Genomic DNA, 22,382 nt, shown 5'->3' with positions numbered 1-22,382 from the left:
TGATGGACATCATCCGCTTTGCCATCGACCGACCCGTCGCCGTGATCGCTGCGGTGATCATGGCCGTGCTCTTTGGTCTGATTGCCGTGACGCGCATCCCGATTCAGCTGGCACCTGATGTGCGCAAACCCGTGGTGGTGATCACGACAAACTGGCCGGGTGCGGCGCCCTCAGAGATCGAACGCGAGATCGTTAACCCGCAGGAAGAAGCCCTGCGCGGTCTTGAGGGGCTCGACGTGATGACGTCCCGTGCGCAGACCGGTGAGGCCGAGATCACACTGGAATTCGGGATCGGCACCGACATGAGCCAGTCGCTGCTGCTGGTCTCCAACCGGCTGGACCGGGTGGGCGATTACCCGGACGAAGCAGGCGAGCCGTCGCTCGACACATCTGGCGCCGATGACAGCCCGATTGCCTGGGTGCTGTTGACCGCACAGGACGGAAATACCCGCGAAATGCCCACATACGGCGATTTCGTCGAAGACATCATCCAGGACCGCATTGAGCGGATCGAGGGTGTTTCAGCGGTGAACGTCTTTGGCGGCGTGACCCGCGAACTGCAGGTCGTGGTGGATCCGCGGCGGCTGTCACGGTTCGATCTGACCGTGCCCGAAGTGGTCCGTATCCTGCGCAATGAGAATATCTCGCTGTCCGCCGGCGACGTTGAGGAGGGCAAACGCCGTTACATCGTGCGCGCCGAGGGCAATCTGAACACCGTTGCCGCGATTGAAGAGGTCGTGCTGCGCTCGGAAATCGGGTCCGGCGGGTCGGGTCGCGTGCGCGTGGGCGACGTGGCCGATGTCGGGTTCGCCTATCAGGACCCGAACGCGCGGCTGCGGTTCCGTGGTGCACCGGGCCTTGCTTTTAACATTGTGCGCGAACCCGGCGCCAATGTGATCGAGACGATGGATGCCGTGCGCGAGGTTCTGGCAGAGCTGGACGAAGGCCCGGTCTCTGACGCCGGTCTGAAGATGCGCCAGGTCTATGACGAAACCGTCTATATCAACGGCGCGATCAGCCTGGTGACGCAGAACATCTGGGTCGGCGGCGTCCTCGCGGCGCTGGTACTGCTGCTGTTCCTGCGCAGTCTGCGGGCGACGCTTGTGGTCTCCATGGCCATCCCCGTCAGCATCGTGGCGACCTTTGTGGCTATGGCGGCAACCGGGCGAACCCTGAACGTGATTTCGCTGGCTGGTATTGCCTTTGCCGTGGGTATGATCGTGGATGCGGCCATCGTCGTGCTGGAAAACATCTACCGGCTGCGTGAACAGGGCAAATCGCGGCGCGAGGCGGCCTATCACGGGGCGCGCCAGGTCTGGGGCGCGATCCTGGTGTCGGCTCTGACGACGGTTCTGGTCTTTGTGCCCATTCTGATCATGCAGCTCGAAGCAGGTCAGCTTTTCCGCGATATTGCGGTGGCAATTTCAGTATCAGTTCTGCTGTCGCTGGTGGTGGCCGTAACAGTCATCCCCGCGCTCTCCAGCCGCCTGATGACACAGGGCGAGCAGAAAACCATGCGCCTGTGGGGCGTGGATCATGTGGCCGGTGCATTCCATCGCCTCGTGATGGGGTACGTCCGTATGACCGTCCGGTTCCGCGCGCTGGGTCTGGTGGTGGTGTCGGTGATTGCGGGTGGCGCCGCCGTGGCCAGCATCGTGTTCCTGCCGCGTCTGGAATACCTGCCCGAAGGCAACCGGAACCTGGTCTTTGGCGTTATCATTCCGCCGCCCGGCTATAATCTGGAAACCACAGAAACCATCGCCCAGCGCATTGAGAGCACCGCGCGCCCGCTTTGGGAAGCGGCCCCCGCGCCTCAACTCGAGGACGGGACACCGACGATTGAGAACTTCTTCTTTGTAGCCCTGAGCGGCACCAGCTTTGTTGGTGCTGCCGCCGTTGACGGCAGCCGCGCGGGCGAGCTGATCCCCATTCTGTCAGGCCCCATTTTTGCCGAACCCGGTACCTTCGGGTTTATGACCCAGCCGTCGCTTTTCGGGCGGGGTGTGGGCGGTGGGCGCACCATCGAGCTGAATATCTCCGGTCAGGACCTGAACCAGATCCTGAGCGTCGCGGGACAGGCCGCCGGCACCATTGCGGGTCTGCTGCCGCGCTCCGAAGGGCACCAGTTCCGCCCGATCCCGGGGCTGGAGCTTGGCGCCCCCGAAGTGCGGCTCGTACCCGACAGGCTGCGGCTGGCGGACGCCGGACTGACGGCCTCTGATCTGGCGCTGACAGTCGATGCCTTCAATGACGGGCTGCGGGTGGCGGAAATCACCGTGGGGGCCGAACGCCTCAACCTGATGCTCAAAGGTGATCCGGGGCTGCAGACCGCGCAACGGACCCAGGACATCGGCAATTATCCGGTGGTCACACCCTCCGGCGGGATCGTCCCGGTTTCTGCTCTGGCGGATGTGGTTGTCACCGCAGGGCCAACCGAGATCCGCCACCGCGACCGGCTGCGGACCGTAACACTCGAAGTGCGCCCGTCAGATGCGCTGGCGCTGGAAGCTGCGGTCGAACTGCTGGAAACTGAAGTCATCGCAGCGCTCGAAGAGCGTGGTCTGCCGGACGGTGTAAGGCTGAGCGTATCCGGCACTGCAGACCAGCTCAGCCAGACATGGGATGCCATCCAGATCAATCTCGCGGTGGCCATGATCATCGTGTTCCTTGTGATGGCGATCCTGTTTGAGAGCTTTGTACTGCCACTGGTGATCCTGATCTCGGTGCCTGTCGCGGCGGCGGGCGGCGTGGGTGGCCTTGCTGTGCTGAACATGTACCAGACGCAGCCCCTCGATATGCTGACCCTGCTGGGTTTCATCATTCTGGTGGGCATTGTGGTCAACAACGCCATTCTGATTGTGCACCAGACCCTCTGGCACCTGCGCGAAGAAGGTCTGCCGCCGGTCGAGGCGATCGAAGCTGCGACCAGCAACCGTATCCGCCCGATTTTCATGTCCACGATGACGTCGGTGTTCGGCATGCTGCCGCTCGTGCTCTTCGAAGGCGAAGGGTCGGAGCTCTATCAGGGTCTTGGGGCTGTTGTGGTTGGCGGCCTGTCGATGTCCGCCTTCCTGACACTGCTGACGGTGCCGCCGCTGCTACGTCTGTGTATCCGGACGCCGCGCCCTGAGGCGGAAACCCTGGCTGCGCGCCCCGCAGAGTAGTCTATTTACGCCAGTGGAAAGGCACGATCACCAGCGCGCCGACGGAGGCTGCGATGGCGTTCATGCCCGGACTGCGGAAACCGAACCCGAACATGAGCGTGACAAAATAGAACACGAAGGCACCGCCCACGCAGATCACGATGCTTTGCAGATAGCCGTTGTGGGTAAAGCCCGAGCGTTCGGACAGATATCCTACGATGCCCGCAATCACGACGGTCCCGATCAGAGTTGGAAACATAGTCTCGGCTCCTTTCAGAGCTGCGTGCCAGGGGCCAGCGGCCAGCCCCGCAGAAATTCACCGGCGTCCTGCGCGCCTTTGCCTGCGCGCTGCAGACGGATCAGCTCGACCGCACCGTCCCCGCAGGTTACACGCAGCGGATCGTGCAGCACAGTTCCCGCTTCGCCCCCCTCATGCAGACGTGAGGCCAGCATTTTGATCCTCGTGCCGTCATGCTCCGTCCAGGCGCCGGGAAAGGGCGAAAGCCCGCGGATCAGCCGGTCCACTTCAACGGCAGGCCGTGTCCAGTCTATGCGCGCCTCGGCCTTGTCGATCTTTGCGGCATAGGTCACCCCCGCCTCCGGCTGTCGTTCCGGGGTCAGATCACCCAGAGACGCAAGCGCACGGCATATCAGCGCAGCACCCATGTCACTGAGCCGGTCATGCAGCTGCGCTGTCGTTTCTTCTGCACCAATGGCTGTTGCCTCACGCAGCAGAACGGGGCCGGTATCGAGACCCGCCTCCATCTGCATTATGCAGACACCTGTTTCGGCATCTCCTGCCATGATGGCGCGGTGGATCGGCGCCGCACCCCGCCAGCGCGGCAGAAGGCTCGCATGAATATTCAGACACCCGCGCGCCGGCGCATCCAGGATCGCCTGAGGCAGGATCAGCCCGAAAGCCACCACCACCGCCACATCCGCATTCAGTGCCGCAAACTCAGCCTGCGCTTCGGCGGTTTTGAGCGACACAGGGTGCCGCACGTCCAGACCCAGTGCGCGGGCGCGGGCCTCAACCGGGCTGGGGCGCTCTTTCTTGCCCCGCCCCGCAGGTCTCGGCGGCTGGCAATACACACAGGCAACGTCATGACCTGCTGTCACCAGCGCCTCCAGCACCGGCACAGAAAAATCCGGCGTGCCCATGAATACAACGCGCATCAGATCCCCCGTCAGCCTTTCTGCTTGCGCGCTCGGCGCAGCAGCATGTCGCGTTTGACCTTGCTCAGCCGGTCAAAATACATCCGCCCCTGCAGGTGGTCGATCTGATGCTGCACGCTCGTGGCCTCAAGACCGACAAAATCACCGCGCGTCCAGGTGCCCGTCTCATCCAAGTACCGCACCGAAACACCGCGCGGCCGTTTCACCGTGGCATAGACCCCCGGCAGGTTGGGGCTGGCTTCCTGGTGTTCGTTCATCACGGCAGAGGCATCAACAATCGACGGATTTGCCAGCCGGATACGCCGGTTCCGGTCGTCGGACGCATCCACCACCGCCACCTGCAGCATGACACCAATCTGCGGGGCGGCCAGCCCCACGCCGGGCATGGCATCCATCGTCTCGATCATATCCTCCCACAGGGTACGGATCTCATCGGTGATTTCCGCGACGGGCTCTGCTGCTGTGCGCAGCCGTTTGTCGGGCCATTTCAGAAACGGGCGGACTGTCATGAGGTTGCCTCCGCGTATTCAGCCAGCACGCGGGCGCGCGCGCCGTCGCTGAGATGATCGAGTGTGACCCGACCCTCAAGGTGATCCATTTCATGCTGCACGCAGGCCGCATCAAATCCCTCGAACCAGCCGCTGCAGGCAGCCCCTGACCGGTCCGTCCAGGACAGGCGCACACGATCCGGGCGGGTTACTTCCGCACTGACGCCGGGGATCGAAAGACATCCCTCGGTCTGCGTGGCCAGGGTATCACTGACCTCAGCCACCGACGGATTGAAAAACACCTGCGGCGCATGCGGCCCCTCTTTCCAGGCCGTGTCCATCACGAAAAGACGTACCATCTGCCCCACCTGCGGAGCTGCCAGGCCCCTACCCGGCGCTGCGTACATTGTCTCCAGCATATCATCCGCGAGCCGGCACAGGTCCGGCGTAATCTCCGCCACCGGGTCGCAGATCTCCGCCAGGCGCGGGTCAGGCCAGCGGAGGATCGGCAGCAGGCTCATGAACGCGCCAGTTCCCGCTTCAGCTTGACCATCTTGCGAGTGATCATCTGCCGCTTGAGCGGCTTGAGATAGTCAATGAACAGCTTGCCATCGAGGTGATCAATCTCGTGCTGCGCACAGGTCGCCCAGAGCCCGGTGAAGGTCTCTGTCTGCTCATTCCCATCCCGGTCGATCCAGCGCACGTCAACTTCCGCCGGGCGGGTCACGTCGGCAAACTGATCGGGGATCGAGAGACAGCCTTCCTCATAGACGCTTGTGTCGTCAGAGGACGCGATGATCTCGGGATTGAACATGATCAGCGGGCGCGGCTTTTCCGTCTCGCCCTTCACACAGTCCAGCACGATCAGCCGCTGCAGCACACCGACCTGCGGGGCCGCGAGGCCGATGCCCGGCGCCTCATACATTGTCTGCAGCATATCGTCAGCGAGCGTGCGCAGTTCATCCGACAGATCGTCCACGGGCGTGGCTGTCTTTTTCAGGCGCGGATCAGGGTGCAGCAGAATATTCCGTTTCATGAGGCTGATGTATGCCAACATGCAGCCCCCTGCAACAAGATGGACTTGCACAGCGACAGTTTCCCGCTATCAAAAACGAGCCTGAACAGGAGCACCAAATGAGCAGCACTCTGAGCACAGATCCACGTTTCCATACACTTGTCGAACGCCGCGGCACCCACTCCAGCAAATGGGACCTGATGGAAAAGCTCTATGGTGTGTCGCCCGATGACGGGCTTGCCATGTGGACGGCTGACAGCGACTGGCCTACTGCTCCCTGCGTGCTCGAAGCTCTGCGCCGCGATCTGGAGCATGGCGTTTTCGGCTACATGAACACGCACGACGATTATCTCAACGCCATCTGCTGGTGGATGAAAAACCGGCACGGCTGGGACGTTGAGACCGACTGGATTCTGACCTCGCAAGGCCTCGGTAACGCCATTGCCCTTGTGATCGATGTCTGGAGCGAACCGGGCGATCATGTGGTCACCTTCAGCCCCGTCTATCATGAATTCCGGGTCAAAACGGAAAAGGCGGGCCGCGTGGTCACTGAATGCCCGCTGGTGCGTGATGGCGACACCTACGTGCTTGATCTGGAGGATGCGCAATCGCGTCTTACCGGGCGCGAAAAGGTCCTGTTGTGGTGCTCTCCACAGAACCCGTCCGGCCGGGTCTGGACGCGCGAAGAACTGCGCGCCATTGCCGATTTTGCCGCCCGGAATGATCTCATTCTGGTCTCGGACGAAATCCACCATGATCTGGTCTATCCGGGCCATGAATTTGTTCCGATGCATGTTGCCGCACCGGAACACACAGACCGCCTGATCGTGGCTTGTGCCGCCTCAAAAACCTTTAACATCGCAGGTCAGCGTACAGGCAATATGATCATTCCGGATGCCGCATTGCGCCAGCGCATGGTGCAGCGCCTGAATTCGCTGGATTATAAGCCTTCAGCCCTTGGCGTTCAGATGATCACGGCCGCCTATTCGCCGGAAGGTGCCGAATGGGCGGATGCGCAGATCGAATACCTTCAGGGCAATACCGCCACTTTTGACGCTGCCGTCAATGCGATCCCCGGTGTGCAGTCCGTGCCGCTGCAGTCGACTTATCTGGGCTGGGTTGATTTTTCAGGCACAGGTATGAGCTACGAGGAAATATCGCGCAGGGTCCGCGAAGACGCGCGGATTGCGCCCAGCGCGGGGCCGGCATTCGGCGCCGGCGGCGAGACATTTCTGCGGTTTAACCTTGCCACTTCGCGCATACGCATCGAGGAAGCCTGCCGGCGTCTCACGGAAGCGTTCAGCGATCTTCAGTAATCAGCGCGTTGCGTCCGAGATCAGCGCAACCGGCGCGTCCTCGGGCAGTTCAAAATCCAGTGCAGCCCGGTCGGCCACGGCCGTAGCGCGTTTGAACTCATAAAGCATCTCGCCCGGCGCTTCTTCGGCGGCTACGATCAGGCACTGAAACATGTGAATGCTGCCGTCGTAGAGATCAACAAAACCGCGCAGTGCCGGGGCATCCGCCTCGGTCGCAAAGCCGGTTTTCCACATTCTGAGAACGCGCGTTTTTTCGCCGCCTGCGTCTACTCTCAGGCGCGAGGATTTCTTGCGGGCATCTTTGCGGGCTTTATCAAGGCCCGCCTGGATTTCCCTGGAAAATACCGTTTCCATACGTGTTACTCCGCTGTGCCCCTCGGGCGAAAACTGCCCTGTTCTCTCTAAAAATCAAGTTAAGTTTTTGTAATACAACCATAGGTTTGTGCGCTGTTGCAGAGCGTCTGCGCGCTCTTCGGCGGTTGTCGCGGCAGGGCATAACCTTAACTCTGGCTCATGAAACAAGGGAGTTTGACATGGGCCTGCTGGTGGACGGCGTCTGGCACGATCAGTGGTATGACACCAAATCGACGCGTGGAAAATTTGAACGCTCCGAGGCGAAGTTCCGGAACTGGGTGACGGCAGACGGCGCTGCAGGGCCATCCGGGGTCGGGGGATTCGCCGCCGATTCGGGGCGGTATCATCTCTATGTCAGCTATGCCTGCCCCTGGGCACACCGCGCGCTGATCTTCCGCCGGCTCAAAGGGCTGGAGGATCACATCGGCGTTTCGGCCGTGCATCCCGACATGCTCAGCGATGGCTGGACCTTTGAGAAGGACACGCAAGGGGCCACGGGCGACGCTTTGTTCGGCTCAGCATTCATGCGCGACATTTACACCCGTGCCGAACCGGCCTTCTCCGGCCGGGTCACGGTTCCTGTGCTCTGGGACAAAGAGCGCGGCACCATCGTTTCGAACGAAAGCTCCGAAATCATCCGGATGTTCAATTCCGCCTTCGACCAGATCACCGGGAACACCGAGGATTACTGGCCGGAGGAGCTGCGTGAAGCGATCGCGCCGGTCAATGACCGGATATATGACACGCTGAACAATGGCGTTTACAAATGCGGCTTTGCCACGACGCAGGAAGCCTATGACGCAGCAGTGCACCCGCTCTTTGATACGCTGGACTGGCTCGACGACCGGCTCACCGGCAACCGGTATCTGATGGGCGAGCGGCTGACCGAAGCCGACTGGCGGCTGTTCACGACGCTGGTACGGTTTGACCCGGTCTACCATCTGCATTTCAAATGCAACCGGCGCCGCATCATCGATTATCCGGCGCTCAGCGGTTACCTGCGCGAGCTCTACCAGATGCCGGGCATCGCGGAGACCGTGAATATGGACCACATTGTGCGCCACTATCACTACAGCCACGACAGCATCAATCCGCACAGAATCATACCGGTCAATCCGGTGTCAGATCTGCATGAGCCTCACGGGCGCGGTTAACAGGTTCAGCGTCGCGCGGGGCCCTGCGGCTCGGCGCGCGGCGCGTGGTGTTCGACCATTGCGGCAAGGTCTGATGGCGGTGTGCGTGTGGGCACAAATGCACAGACATTCGGTGCCAGGGAAAAGATGGAACCGTCCGAGAAAAAGCTGGTGTTGGTGACGAAAATCACCCGTGCCCAGGGCTGCCGATAGCTCGCGTAATCGGCAACAGCGAGCGCGGAATCCTCTCCCAGCACGAGGTTCAGGATAATCACCTCAACATCCGTGTCCGACAGGTATTCTGTCGCTTCCGTCTGGCCCGTTGCATGGTGCACAGACATGCCGCAGCGCTGCAGGTAGGACGACCATATCCCTGCAAGGCCTTTGTCTTTTTCAACGATAAGGACTTTCATCCGGTGACCCCTCCGGGGTTGCTGAATTGTCAGCTGATACTCCACTGGTCTGCCTGAAAGATTAACAAACGGTTAACTTTCGCCCGCGCACCCCGGTGCGATCACCATCTCTTGAATAAACGGCTGGTTTCCGCTTTCTGTCTGAAGTGGACGCGCGGATAAGCGCCGGTGCATCGGGAATTGTCGGACAGTGACAGCAAAAAAACGTGATCATGGTGGCGGGCTGGATGCAGCCATCACCCGATATGGGGGATCCCGAATCGGATGGATTGATCTGTCGACGGGGATCAATCCACATCCCTTTCCCGTGCCGCCCTTGCCGGCTGATGCCTGGTCTGCTCTGCCCGATCACGGCGCACAGACGGCACTGACGGACGCTGCGCGCCGGTTCTGGCAGGTGCCTGACGGGGCCGACATTCTCGCCGCACCCGGGGCTTCCGCCCTGATCGCTGCCATGCCGGCGCTCAGCCCGGATGGCACTGTGGTGATCCCGGCACCCACCTACAACGAACACGCCGCCGCCTTCCGCGCGGCAGGCAGGCCGGTAGAAACCGAAGGGGCAGAGGCCGCAGTTCAGGTTCTGGTTCATCCTAACAACCCTGACGGCCGTCTGTGGCAGCGGGACAATTTTCCTGCGCCTGACCCAGCCCTGACAGTCATCGACGAAAGTTTCTGCGATATCTGCCCCGAGGCAACGCACATCGACCTCGCCGCCACACCCGGCCACGTCATTCTGAAGAGTTTCGGCAAGTTCTGGGGGCTGGCCGGAATGCGGCTCGGCTTTGCCATAGCGCAGCCGGAGATCATCGCGGACCTGCGGGACAGGATCGGCCCCTGGGCCGTCTCCGGACCCGCTCTGCATACCGGCACGGCAGCACTGCAGGACAACGACTGGGCCACGGCCACGCGTCACAGGCTGACCGCAGACAGTGCACGCCTTGACGCGCTGATGGCCGCAGACGGCGCAGAATATATCGGCGGTACCAGCCTCTTCCGGCTGTACAGGGTCCCGGATGCCGCAGCACTGCAGCACCGACTGGCCGGGCACCATATCTGGAGCCGTATCTTCCCCTGGTCGGACACCTGGATACGCCTGGGCCTGCCCGCAACCATCCACTGGCCCCGCGTCGAAGCCGCTCTGCGCGCATGAGCACCGCGGCCCTGCTCGTTTTCGCGCTGCTGCTGGACGCGCTTTTTGGCGAGCCGGAACCGGTCTGGCGCCGTATCCCGCATCCTGCGGTTCTGATGGGCCGGCTGGTCGGGTGGCTGGACACCCGGCTGAACACCGGGACATCCCTGCAGGCAAAGGGTGCGCTTGCCGTCTGTTGTCTGGTCGCAACCGGCGGCCTGCTTGGTGTGCTGCTGTCAGCGGGCGGACCTGTGATCGAGGTCCTCGCTGCAGCGATCCTGCTCGCCCAGCGCTCGCTCGTGGATCATGTCCGCGCGGTGGCACAGGGTCTTGGTGCCTCGCTCGAAGAAGGCCGCCGTCAGGTTGCCATGATCGTCAGCCGGGACACGGGCGCGATGGACGATACCGCCGTCGCCCGTTCCGCCATTGAAAGCGCCGCAGAAAACCTCTCGGACGGTGTCATCGCCCCCGCCTTCTGGTTTCTCATCGCGGGGCTGCCGGGCCTCATCGTCTACAAACTGATCAACACCGCCGACAGTATGATCGGCTACCGCACACCGCGCTATGCAGACTTTGGCCGCGCCGCCGCCAGAACGGATGACCTGCTCAATCTCATCCCCGCGCGGCTGACGGCGCTGCTGATCGCGGGGGTCGCCGGTATCACTGATCTGCGGGGCATCCGGGCGGATGCCTCCCTGCACCGGTCCCCCAATGCGGGCTGGCCCGAAGCGGCCATGTCCCGCGCCACTGGGCATCGCGCTCTCCGGCCCCCGGGCCTATGACGGTGAATTGCGTGAGTTTCCCTACGTGAACGAGGCAGGGCGCCGCACCCTGCGCTCGGTGGACATCGACGCGGCAATCGGCATGCTGTGGAAAACATGGGGGCTATTTGTGGCCCTCTGCATCGGCCTGGCCCTGCTGACCTGACCCGGGAGAAGAACATGATCCGCCTGACCACTGCCGCTCTGCTCGCGCTGCTGACCACGGGACCTGCGGCCCTGGCCTGCGGCGGGACGTTCAGTACTTTTGTTGACGACCTGAAGACCGAGGCGGTGGCGCGCGGCCACAGCGCCCAGACCACCCAGCGGTTTTTCGCGGGCATCCGGCAAAGCCAGAGCGTGCTGCGTGCCGACCGCGCACAGGGTGTTTTCCAGAAACCGTTTACCGATTTCGCCCGCAATCTGATCTCGGATGCCCGGCGCAAAAAGGGTGTCGCCAAAGGGCGCGAATTTGACGTCGTGTTTGACCGGATCGAACAGCGCTATGGCATCAACCGGGGTGTGCTCCTGGCGTTCTGGGCGTTCGAGACGGACTACGGCGGCTTTCAGGGAAACTTCAACACTGCCAACGCGCTGGTCACTCTGGCCCACGACTGCCGCAGGCCGGACCTGTTCCGGCCGCAGGTTTTCGCCGCCCTCGAACTCTTTGAACAGGGTGGGTTTGATCCGGCCAGTACAACCGGGGCCTGGGCGGGCGAGATCGGCATGGTCCAGATGCTGCCCTCAGACATCCTGGAACATGGCACGGACGCCGATGGTGACGGCCGTGTCTCGCTGAAAACCTCCGCACCGGACGCACTGATGTCAGGGGCCGCCATGCTCAGCGGCTTCGGATGGCGCTCCAATGAACCATGGCTACAGGAAGTGCGCGTGCCGGATGAGATGGACTGGTCGAAGAGCGGTATCGCCAGTGCGCAATCTGTGGCCGCCTGGGAAAAAGCAGGCGTGCGGGCGCGCAACGGCAGCCTGCCCCGCGGTCTGAACGCCTCTCTGCTGCTGCCCCAGGGCCGCAAGGGGCCTGCCTTTCTGGCCTACCCGAATTTCAGCGTCTATTTCGACTGGAACCAGAGTTTCACCTATGTACTGACCGCGGCCTATTTTGCCACCCGCTTTGAAGGTGCACCCGCCTTTGACCCCCGCAGCCCTGAAAAAGGTCTCTCACCTGATGCGATGAAGGACCTGCAGCGTAAACTGCAGAACCGTGGGTACGACGTTGGTAAAATCGACGGGATACTCGGGGCCGGGACCCGTGCCGCTGTGCGTGCCGAGCAGGTGCGTCTGGGTCTGCCCGCCGATGCCTGGCCCACACAGGCCCTGCTGGGCAGGCTCTGAAGCACGCGGCGTTAACCTTTTTTTACCGCGCATTTACTAATTTTCTGCGCGACACATACATTCAGGTTTGAATTCCCTCTGACCCTGCCGGACCCCCGGTGGGGTCATTTTTTTCTGCAGGCCGGATGGGATAACGCTCCCCCTTTTCCGTCAGCAGCACAATGCGACCCGCGTTCTCGACATACCTGTCACATCGCCCGAACCCGTTACGGAAGGCGATACAGACCGTTCCGTCATCCTCGATCCTGTAGGCACCAAAGGCAGTCTGACCGCTGGCATAGGTATAGGAATAAGCCCCGCCGGCGGAATATGTTGACCGCCCGTCATCATAGAACATGAGTGTCTGACCTTCGGTCAGCGCCTGCGTCTCGGCCGCATCCAGCACCCGGTCCGTGGTGCGCAGGGCCCAGTCCTGGGCGGCAGCGGGCAGACCTGTCAGCATCATCACGCAAAGGGGCAAAGCAAATCGCATGCCCTGACCCTCGCACACCTGCCGGGGTTTCGGGGACACAATACGGTGAACACAGGCCGCAGCCCTTAAGCGACCAGCGTTTCAGCCTTCTTGAGGTCCACAGACACAAGCTGGCTCACACCCTGTTCCGCCATCGTCACGCCAAACAGCCGGTCCATCCGTGCCATCGTCACCGCGTGGTGCGTGATGATCAGGAACCGCGTATCCGTCTGGCGGCACATCTCGTCCAGCAGGTCGCAGAAACGCGTCACGTTGGCATCATCCAGCGGGGCGTCCACCTCGTCCAGCACGCAGATCGGCGCCGGGTTCGCGAGGAACACCGCAAAGATCAGCGCCATCGCCGTCAGGGTCTGTTCACCGCCGGACAGCAGGCTCAGCGTCGACAGTTTCTTGCCCGGCGGCTGGCACATAATCTCAAGGCCGGCCTCCAGCGGGTCGTCGCTCTCGACCATCACCAGGTTGGCCTCGCCGCCCCCGAACAGATGCGTGAAAAGCATCGAGAAATTGGTGTTCACCTGCTCAAACGCCGTCAGCAGACGTTCGCGCCCCTCTTTGTTGAGGCTCGCAATCCCCCCGCGCAGGGTGCGGATTGCTTCTTCGAGGTCGGCCTTTTCACCGGTCAGTGTATCGTGCTCGGTCTGGACTTCCTTGGCATCTTCCTCCGCCCGCAGGTTCACGGCGCCCAGCGCATCGCGCTGGCGTTTCAGGCGGTTCACATCCGCTTCCAGCGCCTGCGCATCAGGCATATCGTCCGGCGTGACCTCAAGCTGCCCCAGAAGCTGGCTCGGCGTGACCTGCGCCTCATCCGCGATGCGCTCTGCGGCGGCGGCCACCGTTTCGCGGGCGGCATCGCTGCGGGCCTCCGCGCGGGCACGCGCCTCGCGCGCCTCAGAGGCCAGTCGTTCCGCATCACGCTCTGACATGGCCGCCTCGCGCAGCACTCCTTCTGCTGCGGACAACCGGTCGCTGCTTTCGGCCTTGCGTGCCTCTGCGGTGGCGATGGCGTCGGACAGCTCTTCGCGTTTCGCCGCCAGCTCTCCGGGGGCCGCACTGGCCTCTTTCAGCTCCGCTTCCGCCTGCCCTTTGCGCTCCACCAGCTCCGCGCTGCGTTTCTCTGCGGTCTCCAGACGGTGACGCCAGCCGCTGATTTCCTTGGTCACTTCCTGTGCACGGCGGGTGCGGGCCTCACCTTCGCGGCGCAGCTCGTCATGCGCTGACCGGCGGGACATCATGGTGATCCGCGCGGCCTCAACAGCCACCCGGACCGCCTCGACCTGTTCGCGTGCCTCTGTCAGGTCGCCCAGCTCTTCCAGCGCGCGTTCCGCTTCGCGCAGACGGGTGCGGGCGGCCATCGCCTCTTCTTCATGGCGTGTCACCGCAAGACCCAGCGATTCCAGACGACCCTGCGCCAGGTTCCTGTCCGCTTCGGCCTTGCTCAGCGCACGACCCGCCTCAGCCACCAGGCGGTCTGCCGACCGCCGCGCTTCACGTGCCATCTGATCGGCCCGGGTCAGCTCGCCCAGCTGACGCGTCAGCAGCTCATGGGCCGCAAGTGCGCCTTCCGCTTTCTGCGTCGCTGTCTCCAGCCCCTGCTTCAGCTCTTCCAGGCGGTTGAGTTGCTGCAACCGCAGCGCGGCAGCCGACGGGGCATCCTCGGCCCAGGCGCGGAACCCGTCCCAGCGCCACAGATCACCCTCTGCAGACACGAGGCGCTGTCCGGGGGCCAGGTCCTTTTGCAGGCGCGGGCCATCATCTGCTTCCACCAGACCGATCTGCCCCATGCGCCGCGACAGCACGTCCGGCACCGTCACAAACAGCGACAGCGGTTGCACACCCTGCGGCAGCGGCTGGTGCCGATCGTACGCCGGCAACACGGCCCAGCCCGACGGGCCGTCCGCTGCAACCTCGGGCGCGCGCAGGTCATCCGCCAGAGCAGCCCCCAGCGCCTTTTCGTAACCGGTTTTCACCTGGAGCTGATCGAGGATCTGCCCCCCTTCGGCCGTGTCCCGCGCAACAAGCTTGGCCAGCGCGCCCGCTTCTGCGCGCAGCGCGTTGGCCTCACCCTCGGCCTCCGACCGGTGCGCCCGCGCATCCGCTTCCCTCCCTTGGGTTTCGGCCCGCGCCTCTTCGGCCTCCTGCAGGGCTGTATCCGCATCCGCCGCCGTTTTGACCGCCTGTGCCTCTGCTGCACTGGGCCGCGGCGAACTCTGCGCCCGCCTTCTCAAGCGCGGCCTCACTGGTGGCAACCGCCTCACGGGCGCGCGCGGCCTCAGAGCTGGCGCGGCTCTCCGTTTTACGGCTGTCTTCCAGCAGACGCTGCGCTGACTGGTGACGTGCTGCCAGACGCGCCATATCCTCGGTCTGCTGGGACATTTCGCCTTCGCGTGTCTGCAGCACCGCCGCAGCTTCACGTGCCACCTCAGAGGCCTCAGACAGGCGTTCGTCATGCCCCTCGGCGGCTTTGGCAAGCTCGGTTGCCTCCCATTCCAGCCGCTCAATGGTTTCCTCCGCGTCGCGGTTCAGACCGCCCTCACGTTCGATGTCACGCGCCAGCTGCGCAATACGGCCGGTTAGTGTTTCGATCTGCGCCTCGGCCCGCGCCTCCTGGTCGCTCAGGGTATCGCGCTGCACTGCCAGTCGTTGCAGGACGGCCGCCGCAATGGCCTCTTCCTCGCGCAGCGACGGCAGAGCAGCCTCAGCCGTCTCGCGCGCCTTCGCCGCCTCGCGCACAGCACTTTCCGCGCGGGCAGCCGCCGTGACCTGCGCGCGCAGCGCCTCCTCGGCGGCTGAACGGGCATCATCGGCCTCGCGCCAGCGGCGATAGAGCAACATGCCCTCGGCCCGGCGCAGTTCATTGCCGATCTCGCGGTACCGTGCGGCCTGGCGCGCCTGACGCGCCAGCTGACCCAGCTGGCTGGCGAGCTGTTCAATCACATCATCAACCCGCGCGAGGTTCGTCTCAGCCCCTTTCAGCTTCAGTTCCGCTTCGTGCCGCCGCTGGTAGAGGCCCGAGATACCAGCCGCTTCCTCCAGAATGCGACGACGGTTCTTGGGCCGGGCATTGATCAGTTCCGCAATCTGCCCCTGACGCACCAGCGCAGGGCTGTGCGCGCCGGTCGACGCATCCGCAAACAGCATCTGCACGTCGCGCGCCCGCACATCCTTGGGACCAACCTTATAGGCGCTGCCCACGTCCCGCGTGATCCGGCGCACGATCTCCAGCGTGTCTGAATCGTTGAAACCCGCAGGCGCCAGGCGCTCCGAATTGTCGATATGCAGCGCAACTTCGGCAAAGTTGCGGGCCGGGCGGGTTGCGGCCCCGGCAAAGATCACATCCTCCATGCCGCCGCCACGCATCGCTGTGGGGCGGTTTTCCCCCATGACCCAGCGCAGCGCCTCCAGCAGGTTGGACTTCCCACAGCCGTTGGGACCGACGACGCCCGTCAGACCATCCGCGATGATCAGGTCGGTCGGATCAACAAAGCTTTTGAAGCCTGTCAGTCTGAGTTTGGAAAAGCGCAAACCAGAGTCCCGGTGTGATTCCTGTGGAGCCCTCAGACTGAAGTCTGCCCACCGCCGGTGTCAACCGAAACACACCACAGGCTGCGTTTCACAGGCACTTATCCACAAGATATTGACGAATGGCCCGCTATTCCGTGTTCGGCAATTGACAAACCCGGCGATCCTGCGTCCCATATCGTTAACGCCTGCCACCGGACTGATTAATGCGCGCTCTGCTACCTGTACTGCTTCTCTCTGCCGCCACACCGGCGCTTGCCGGAACCACCGCCCAGCTGCTGTCGGCAGCGGAATTCAACCGTGGTGTGCTGCTGGGTCTCAACCACCCGCTGCCCGATCCTGTGCACCTGGGGTTTGTACTCCTGACCGGCGCCGCCGCGGCGCTCGCCGGACGGATGATCACCGGCATTCTGGCATGGTTGGCGACCATGATCTTTGCCTGTTTCACCATTCCGCTGCTGGGTGATGCTCTGCCGCTGCGCGGGATTCTGATCGGGCTCGCTGTGCTGGTCACCGGTTGTCTGATCGCCTCCGCGCGCCGCCCTTCCCAGACGACGGTGGCCGCGGTATTTGCAGGCTTCGGACTGCTGCAGGGAGCCGTCTTCAGTGCAACGCTTGTGGCCGGTGCCGGCACGGTTACGGCGGCTGGACTTGCCGGCTATATCGCCGGTTTCGGCGCCACACAGGCGCTCATCGCAGCCGCTGCGGCACTGCTGGCCCTGCGCATCCAACCCTTCCAGGTTCGTCTTGCGGGGGCTGCGGTCGCTGTCTCTGCACTCCTTCTCGCCTTTGAGGTCGCCGAAGCCGCACTCCTGGGCTGACATCTGAAACCAATTGCCGCCCTCCCGCTTTGGTCATATAATATGACCAATCAGGAGACGTTATGCCTTTTCGCCCCGTCCAGTCCGAAAAACTCTCAACCGCAGTGGTCCGTCAGATCGAACTGCTGATCCTGCGCGGCATCCTGCGCCCGGGCGAACGGCTGCCGGCGGAAAGAGAACTGGCGGAGCGGCTGAACGTATCCCGGCCCAGCCTGCGCGATGCGGTCAGTATCCTGCAGGAACAGGGGCTGCTGAGCACCCGTGCAGGTGCAGGCGTCTATGTCGCGGACGTGCTTGGCTCGGCGTTTTCACCTGCGCTTGTGCAGCTCTTTTCCCGACATGAGGCGGCGGTTTTCGATTACCTGTCTTTCCGACGGGACATGGAAGGGCTCGCGGCAGAACGGGCCGCCCGGCTCGGGTCTGCGACGGACCTGGCCGTGGTGCAGACCGTCTTTAACAGAATGGAAGCCGCGCACGGTGGCCGCGACGCAGAAGAAGAAGCGCAGCTTGATGCCAAGTTCCACATGGCGATCATCGAGGCCAGTCACAACGTGGTCATGCTGCATATGATGCGGTCGATGTATGAGCTTCTGCGCGAGGGCGTGTTTTACAACCGCCAGGTCATGTTCCGCCAGCAGACCACGCGCGGCCTGTTGCTGGAACAGCACCGTGCCATCAACACCGCGCTGCAGGCGCGTGATCCCGAAGGCGCCCGGGCCGCTGTGGAGACCCACCTGTCCTTTGTGGAAAAAGCGCTGCGCGATCAGCACCGGTCGGATGCCCTGGAAGAAGTCGCGCGCCAGCGGCTTGATCACGAACAGGAACAGAAACCGGCAGCCTCCAGCCGGCGCAACGCCTGAGCACCCGAACCAAAAAGAAAACCCCGGCGCATGGGCTGAGGTCCTCAGAGAATAATACGCCAGATCTGCAGGTCAGTGCAGACGGGCCTCTACTTCGGAAATCGCCCCGTCGATCAGGCTGTTGGCTTCGGTCGCGGTCATCTGCTTGGCGATGACCTCGCGCGCCACCGCCACCGCGACAGTCACAGACTGGTCACGCACATCCTTGATGGCCGACGATTGCGCCGTTGCGATCTGATCTTCGGCAGCTGCCATGCGCCGCTCCAGGGACACGGCCAGATCTTCCCGCGCCTGCTCTGCAGCAATGCGGGCGTCTTCCTTGGCCGCCTCGACGATACGGTCTGCCTGTTCCTGCACTTCGCGCTGCTTGCGCTCGTAGCTGGCCAGCAGGCTCTGCGCTTCCTCACGCAGGGCACGTGCCTCGTCCAGCTCGGACCGGATACCTTCGGCACGGCCGTCCAGCATCTTGCCGATCATCCCGGGCACTTTGAAGTACACGAGGAGCGCAACAAAGACGATCAGACCAAGAAGCACCACGAAGTCGGTGTTCTTGAGAGAGAAGAACGGTTTGTCGCCTGCCGCAAGTGCCGGTGTGGCAGCGGCCAGGGCGAAACCGAGCGATGTCAGGCTGGTGATAATCCGCATGATCTTATCCTTTCAGCCTGTCGCCAACAGCTGCGCTGATGGCTTTGCCGTCCGCTTTACCACCCAGCGTTGTAACCAGCTCTGCGGCGGTGTCCGCTGCGACCTCTTTGACCGCGTCCAGTGCGCCGGCACGGATTTCAGCGATCGCCTTTTCGGATTCCGCACTGCGGGCCGCGATCTCTTCGTCCGCTTTGGCAATTGCCGCGTCGAGGTCGGACTGAATTTCTGCTTTGGCTTCGGCGACAATGCGGTGCGCTTCGGCACGCGCGTCAACCAGCGCCTTTTCATAGGCCGCTTCGGCGTCCTGGGCTTTCGCCTTCAGGTCCTCGGCAGCGGCAATGTCGTTTGTAATCGTGCCCTGACGCTCGGCCAGCACGGCGGCGATGCGGGGAAGGGCCACGCGGGACAACACGAAATAGATCACCACAAGGGTCAGCACCAGCCAGAAGATCTGGTTCCCCCAGGTGGAGAAATCGAGTTGCGGCATGCCGGGTGCGGCAGCGGCCTCAGCGCCTGTTGTTTCGGTTGCCATTTTGGTCTCCTGAAGAAACGGCCGTTACATCGGGCAGCGCATCTGAAACGCGCCGCCCGACCGTAAGGAATATCGTCTCTTAAGTTCTCAGACGGCAAACATCAGCAGCAGGGCGACGAGGAAGGCGAAGATGCCCAGAGCCTCGGCGAACGCGATGCCGATGAAGAGTGTTGCTGTCTGGCTGGCTGCAGCCGACGGGTTGCGCAGAGCGCCTGCGAGGTAGTTGCCGGCAACGTTGCCAACCCCGATTGCGGCAGCACCAGAACCGATTGCTGCCAGACCTGCGCCGATGTGTGCGAGTTCGCCTTCCATGTGAATTCTCCTTACGATTGGAAGTTGAAAGTTTGAACGGACGTGCCGTCCGAAATCAGTGATGCGGGTGAAGTGCGTCCTTGAGGTACACGCACGTCAGAATGGTGAAGACGTAGGCCTGGATGAAGGACACGAGGACCTCCAGACCGTACATCGCGGTGATGCCGAGGACGGCGACCGGGCTTACCGCTGTCAGTGCCGCAAAGCCCGCGAAAACCTTGATCACCGCGTGGCCCGCCATGACGTTACCGGCAAGACGGATGGAGTGGCTGACCGGGCGCACGAAGTACGAGATCAGCTCGATGATCGCCAGCACGGGCCGCAGCGGCAGTGGTGCCGAAGACACCCAGAAGAGGCTCAGGAAACCCGCGCCATTTTTCACAAACCCCACAATGGTTACCGTGATGAACACCGCCAGCGCCAGCACCACGGTCACCGCAAAGTGCGATGTGGGTGTAAAGGATGTGGGGATCAGACCAAGGAAGTTCGCGCAGACAATGAACATGAACAGCGTCATGATATAGGGGAAGAATTTCAGCCCCTCTTTGCCGCAGATGTCCTCCACCATCTTGTAGATAAAGCCGTAAGCGAGTTCCGCGACCGACTGCGAGCGCGACGGCACAACCGCGCGCTTCGAGCTGCCGATAACGAGCAGAAGAATGATGGCGATGACCGAAAAGCCCATCCACAGCGCCGTGTTGGTCGGTGTATACCAGGTCACATCGCTGTCAAAGAGCGGCTTTACGATGAACTGGTCCATGGGGTGGAATACCAGACCGCCTTCTTCCGCTTTATCCGCCATCTCAGGCTCCCTCGTCTTTCGTCTCGGCCTCTTCGGCCAGTTTCTTTTCCTGGATTTCCTGCGCGGACCGCAGCATCGTTTTGATGCCCGCCGCCAGACCCAGCAATGTAAACAGCACCAGAAGGATCGGGAGTGTCCCGAACAGGCTGTCCAGCCCGTATCCGATGCCAAAGCCGATCCCGAGACCGACAACAAGCTCTATCACCATCCGCCAGGCCAGCTGTGCCTGAGAATAGTGTTCGTCCATCCGGGCGCCCGGCTCCTGTGCCTTTTTCACCGCCGCGATCCGTGCTTCCAGCTGCTTGAGCTGCTGATCTGGCCCAGGTTCTGACACGCGAAAAGCCCCCTGTTGGAACTGCCGCTTTGCTATTGCGCACCACCGCGCGAGTCAACAGGGGTCGGGCATCCCGATCACATTGATCAAGGCACTGTTTTAAAACATAAATTTACAACTTCAGCAAAACCGGGGCAGAGTGCCGCAGCCTCCGAACAGCGGATTCTGCCGTCCGCTCTTTATTCAACCGTTTGGTTGATTTTCCCCGGCTACGGTCCCGGAACGGAAGGTCTGTGTCTCTTCCAGCAACCAGGCGCGCACCTCCCGGACGGCCGGCCGGCGCATGCTGCGGTTGCCGTACACAAGGTAAAAAGCGCCGTCCTGAATACCGATGTCAAAGCACTGCACGAGACGCCCCGCTTCAACATCCGAAGACACGCATTCCGCCGAACTCAGATAGACCCCCTGCCCGTTCAGCGCCGCAACATACGACAGCGGAGACGAAGGCCGCCAGCCGTCATCTGTCCCACCGTCGGTGTCTACCCCTGCCGCCCTGAACCATGCCTCCCAGATGCCGATCGACCGGTCGCGCAGACGCGGCAGGTTGAGCAGGTCAGCGGGGGCTTTTACAGATGCGGCAAGGTCCGGCGTTGCGTAAGGATAGACCGCCGCATTGCTCAACAGGTCGCCAGGCGTGTCCAGCACGCCGGTGTGCGCGAACCGCACGGCAATATCCGCTTCAAATCGGTCCAGATCAGCCAGACGGCTTGACGCCTCCAGCCGCACATCCACGTCCGGCAACCGCGCGCGGAAGGCCCCGAGACGCGGCATAATCAGGCGTTCAGCGATCACCGGTTCGCTGTTGACTGTCACCTGCCCCTGCGGACGGTGGGTCAGATCTTCGGTGGCCTCCGCAATCGCCTCCAGCGCCGGCACGATCCGTTCCAGATAGATACGCCCCTCGCGGGTCAGCTCAAGCCCGCGCGGCAGGTCGCGGAAGAGCGGCACCCCCAGGCGCGCCTCCAGCCCGCGCACATGCCTGCTGATTGCGGAATGACTGACGGACAGCTCCTCTGCCGCCCGTGAAAAGCTCTGGTGCCGGCCAGCGGCATCAAAAGCTCTGAGGGCGTTCAGGGGAGGAAGAGTGCGTTGCATATCATATATGTGCGTTTTCTGCACATATCCCGTCAAGCAATTGTCTTTGTTTTCAGCTCAACGCCCCGGCATATTGCCCGCAGATAACCTAAAAAGGTGAGAAACATGACGTTTTGGTCAGAGAACGCGGGAGTCCGCGACCGGGACAGGCGTGTCGGAAAAACACATATACCCGCCGCATTGCGCCGCTGGATCGCCCAAGGACTGAAGCGGCAGCCCCGAATTCCGCACATCCGCAGCGTGAATGCCCGTCTGGGGCGTGACATCGGGATGAGCGAAGCAGAAATCGCCCGCCACACCATCGAACTGCCATCGCAGGGGCGCGGGCACCCGATGCTCTGAGCGCCTTTGCACCGCCCTGCAAAGCCGGGTAAGACTGCGCCCTATGAAACAGAACCTTGATCAGGTTTTTGCAGCGCTGGCCGACCCGACACGGCGGGAAATCCTGAACATGCTGCTCGAGGACGATATGGCGGTCACCGATGTGGCCGAACCCTTTGAGATGTCGCTCGCCGCGATCTCAAAACACCTCGTTGTGCTCACCAATGCCGGTCTGATCAGTCAGGAGAAACGCGGACGCGTCAAATGGTGCAAACTGGAGCCTGATGCGCTGCGGGATGCTTCGGTCTGGATGCAGGGCTTCGGTCAGTTTGAGCCCGTGAACCTCGATGCCTTTGAGCGGTTCCTGAAAACCGAGCTCAATACCGGGTAA

General features: G+C 62.6%; 23 protein-coding genes and 2 pseudogenes. 10 read left to right on the top strand and 15 right to left on the bottom strand.

From position 1 onward, the window contains the following. Nucleotides 1-2 precede the first annotated feature (2 nt). Nucleotides 3-3,164 carry an efflux RND transporter permease subunit gene (locus tag ACZ1HA_RS19560; RefSeq protein WP_472715085.1) on the top strand — a complete coding sequence of 1,054 codons (3,162 nt, stop codon included), beginning with the start codon at nt 3-5 and terminating at the stop codon, nt 3,162-3,164. A gap of 1 nt (nt 3,165) precedes the next feature. Here ACZ1HA_RS19560 and ACZ1HA_RS19555 read toward each other — a convergent pair whose 3' ends face one another. Genes ACZ1HA_RS19555 through def (ACZ1HA_RS19535) form a run of 5 tightly spaced genes read right to left on the bottom strand, consistent with a single transcriptional unit; the run spans nt 3,166 to nt 5,843 of the window. After that, nucleotides 3,166-3,402: a hypothetical protein gene (locus tag ACZ1HA_RS19555; protein WP_472715084.1), complete on the bottom strand. Its 237-nt coding sequence runs from the start codon at nt 3,400-3,402 to the stop codon at nt 3,166-3,168. 14 nt (nt 3,403-3,416) lie between these two features. Next, nucleotides 3,417-4,319 carry a methionyl-tRNA formyltransferase gene (gene fmt, locus ACZ1HA_RS19550; RefSeq protein WP_472715083.1) on the bottom strand — a complete coding sequence of 301 codons (903 nt, stop codon included), beginning with the start codon at nt 4,317-4,319 and terminating at the stop codon, nt 3,417-3,419. An 11-nt stretch (nt 4,320-4,330) separates the two neighbouring features. Then, nucleotides 4,331-4,828, bottom strand: a complete 498-nt coding sequence (def, locus tag ACZ1HA_RS19545; protein ID WP_472715082.1) for a peptide deformylase — start codon at nt 4,826-4,828, stop codon at nt 4,331-4,333. Further along, nucleotides 4,825-5,328, bottom strand: coding sequence for a peptide deformylase (gene def / locus ACZ1HA_RS19540; protein WP_472715081.1), 504 nt, complete (start codon nt 5,326-5,328; stop codon nt 4,825-4,827). The genes def (ACZ1HA_RS19545) and def (ACZ1HA_RS19540) overlap by 4 nt, the downstream gene beginning before the upstream one ends. Continuing rightward, complete coding sequence (gene def / locus ACZ1HA_RS19535; RefSeq protein ID WP_375230903.1) at nt 5,325-5,843, bottom strand: peptide deformylase; 519 nt, start codon at nt 5,841-5,843, stop codon at nt 5,325-5,327. The genes def (ACZ1HA_RS19540) and def (ACZ1HA_RS19535) overlap by 4 nt, the downstream gene beginning before the upstream one ends. Before the next feature lie 98 nt (nt 5,844-5,941). On the opposite strand from def (ACZ1HA_RS19535), the gene ACZ1HA_RS19530 reads away from it, so the two are divergent. Then, entirely contained in the window at nt 5,942-7,138 is a 1,197-nt protein-coding gene (locus ACZ1HA_RS19530) for a MalY/PatB family protein (RefSeq protein ID WP_472715080.1), read from the top strand. Here ACZ1HA_RS19530 and ACZ1HA_RS19525 read toward each other — a convergent pair whose 3' ends face one another. Next, complete coding sequence (locus tag ACZ1HA_RS19525; protein ID WP_472715079.1) at nt 7,139-7,492, bottom strand: hypothetical protein; 354 nt, start codon at nt 7,490-7,492, stop codon at nt 7,139-7,141. It lies immediately after the preceding gene. Between the two features lie 179 nt (nt 7,493-7,671). On the opposite strand from ACZ1HA_RS19525, the gene ACZ1HA_RS19520 reads away from it, so the two are divergent. Continuing rightward, nucleotides 7,672-8,646 (top strand): glutathione S-transferase family protein, encoded by a 975-nt coding sequence (locus ACZ1HA_RS19520; RefSeq protein WP_472715078.1) that lies wholly within the window; start codon nt 7,672-7,674, stop codon nt 8,644-8,646. A gap of 5 nt (nt 8,647-8,651) precedes the next feature. Here ACZ1HA_RS19520 and ACZ1HA_RS19515 read toward each other — a convergent pair whose 3' ends face one another. Then, nucleotides 8,652-9,038 (bottom strand): hypothetical protein, encoded by a 387-nt coding sequence (locus tag ACZ1HA_RS19515; RefSeq protein WP_375229049.1) that lies wholly within the window; start codon nt 9,036-9,038, stop codon nt 8,652-8,654. 190 nt (nt 9,039-9,228) lie between these two features. On the opposite strand from ACZ1HA_RS19515, the gene ACZ1HA_RS19510 reads away from it, so the two are divergent. The 3 genes and pseudogenes from ACZ1HA_RS19510 to ACZ1HA_RS19500 all read left to right on the top strand — a co-directional run bounded on the left by ACZ1HA_RS19510 (nt 9,229) and on the right by ACZ1HA_RS19500 (nt 12,278). Beyond that, nucleotides 9,229-10,188 (top strand): threonine-phosphate decarboxylase, encoded by a 960-nt coding sequence (locus ACZ1HA_RS19510; RefSeq protein WP_472715077.1) that lies wholly within the window; start codon nt 9,229-9,231, stop codon nt 10,186-10,188. Further along, a pseudogene (gene cbiB, locus ACZ1HA_RS19505) lies at nt 10,185-11,094 on the top strand (adenosylcobinamide-phosphate synthase CbiB). The gene ACZ1HA_RS19510 and the pseudogene cbiB overlap by 4 nt, the downstream one beginning before the upstream one ends. A gap of 14 nt (nt 11,095-11,108) precedes the next feature. Further along, nucleotides 11,109-12,278, top strand: coding sequence for a lytic murein transglycosylase (locus ACZ1HA_RS19500; RefSeq protein ID WP_472715076.1), 1,170 nt, complete (start codon nt 11,109-11,111; stop codon nt 12,276-12,278). 61 nt (nt 12,279-12,339) lie between these two features. Here ACZ1HA_RS19500 and ACZ1HA_RS19495 read toward each other — a convergent pair whose 3' ends face one another. Beyond that, nucleotides 12,340-12,750 carry a hypothetical protein gene (locus ACZ1HA_RS19495; protein ID WP_472715075.1) on the bottom strand — a complete coding sequence of 137 codons (411 nt, stop codon included), beginning with the start codon at nt 12,748-12,750 and terminating at the stop codon, nt 12,340-12,342. A gap of 65 nt (nt 12,751-12,815) precedes the next feature. Beyond that, nucleotides 12,816-16,272 (bottom strand): annotated as a pseudogene (gene smc, locus ACZ1HA_RS19490) (chromosome segregation protein SMC). Between the two features lie 203 nt (nt 16,273-16,475). Here smc and ACZ1HA_RS19485 point away from each other — a divergent pair. Together ACZ1HA_RS19485 and ACZ1HA_RS19480 are read left to right on the top strand one after the other, a co-directional pair. Then, nucleotides 16,476-17,090 (top strand): HupE/UreJ family protein, encoded by a 615-nt coding sequence (locus ACZ1HA_RS19485; protein WP_472715074.1) that lies wholly within the window; start codon nt 16,476-16,478, stop codon nt 17,088-17,090. Between the two features lie 62 nt (nt 17,091-17,152). Next, complete coding sequence (locus ACZ1HA_RS19480; RefSeq protein WP_472715073.1) at nt 17,153-17,950, top strand: FadR/GntR family transcriptional regulator; 798 nt, start codon at nt 17,153-17,155, stop codon at nt 17,948-17,950. 72 nt (nt 17,951-18,022) lie between these two features. On the opposite strand, the gene ACZ1HA_RS19475 is transcribed toward ACZ1HA_RS19480, so the two are convergent. The 6 genes from ACZ1HA_RS19475 to ACZ1HA_RS19450 form a co-directional block, all read right to left on the bottom strand. After that, the gene (locus ACZ1HA_RS19475; protein WP_472715072.1) at nt 18,023-18,595 is read right to left on the bottom strand and encodes a F0F1 ATP synthase subunit B; all 573 of its coding nucleotides are present in this window, start codon (nt 18,593-18,595) and stop codon (nt 18,023-18,025) included. Between the two features lie 4 nt (nt 18,596-18,599). After that, the gene (locus ACZ1HA_RS19470; protein WP_375229056.1) at nt 18,600-19,127 is read right to left on the bottom strand and encodes a F0F1 ATP synthase subunit B'; all 528 of its coding nucleotides are present in this window, start codon (nt 19,125-19,127) and stop codon (nt 18,600-18,602) included. Between the two features lie 87 nt (nt 19,128-19,214). Beyond that, nucleotides 19,215-19,439, bottom strand: a complete 225-nt coding sequence (locus tag ACZ1HA_RS19465; protein WP_011567586.1) for a F0F1 ATP synthase subunit C — start codon at nt 19,437-19,439, stop codon at nt 19,215-19,217. Nucleotides 19,440-19,494: 55 nt separating this feature from the next. After that, nucleotides 19,495-20,241 carry a F0F1 ATP synthase subunit A gene (locus tag ACZ1HA_RS19460; RefSeq protein ID WP_472715071.1) on the bottom strand — a complete coding sequence of 249 codons (747 nt, stop codon included), beginning with the start codon at nt 20,239-20,241 and terminating at the stop codon, nt 19,495-19,497. Between the two features lies 1 nt (nt 20,242). Continuing rightward, nucleotides 20,243-20,575: an AtpZ/AtpI family protein gene (locus tag ACZ1HA_RS19455; RefSeq protein ID WP_472715070.1), complete on the bottom strand. Its 333-nt coding sequence runs from the start codon at nt 20,573-20,575 to the stop codon at nt 20,243-20,245. 183 nt (nt 20,576-20,758) lie between these two features. Continuing rightward, entirely contained in the window at nt 20,759-21,670 is a 912-nt protein-coding gene (locus ACZ1HA_RS19450; protein ID WP_472715069.1) for a LysR family transcriptional regulator, read from the bottom strand. A gap of 105 nt (nt 21,671-21,775) precedes the next feature. Here ACZ1HA_RS19450 and ACZ1HA_RS19445 point away from each other — a divergent pair, with 105 nt between their 5' ends. Next, nucleotides 21,776-22,012, top strand: a complete 237-nt coding sequence (locus ACZ1HA_RS19445; RefSeq protein WP_472715068.1) for a hypothetical protein — start codon at nt 21,776-21,778, stop codon at nt 22,010-22,012. A 43-nt stretch (nt 22,013-22,055) separates the two neighbouring features. Then, entirely contained in the window at nt 22,056-22,382 is a 327-nt protein-coding gene (locus ACZ1HA_RS19440) for an ArsR/SmtB family transcription factor (RefSeq protein ID WP_375229061.1), read from the top strand.

The organism is Roseobacter sp. S87 (genome assembly GCF_055693285.1).
Note: the sequence above shows the minus strand (reverse complement) of the source record. Positions and strands in the feature narration are given on the sequence as shown.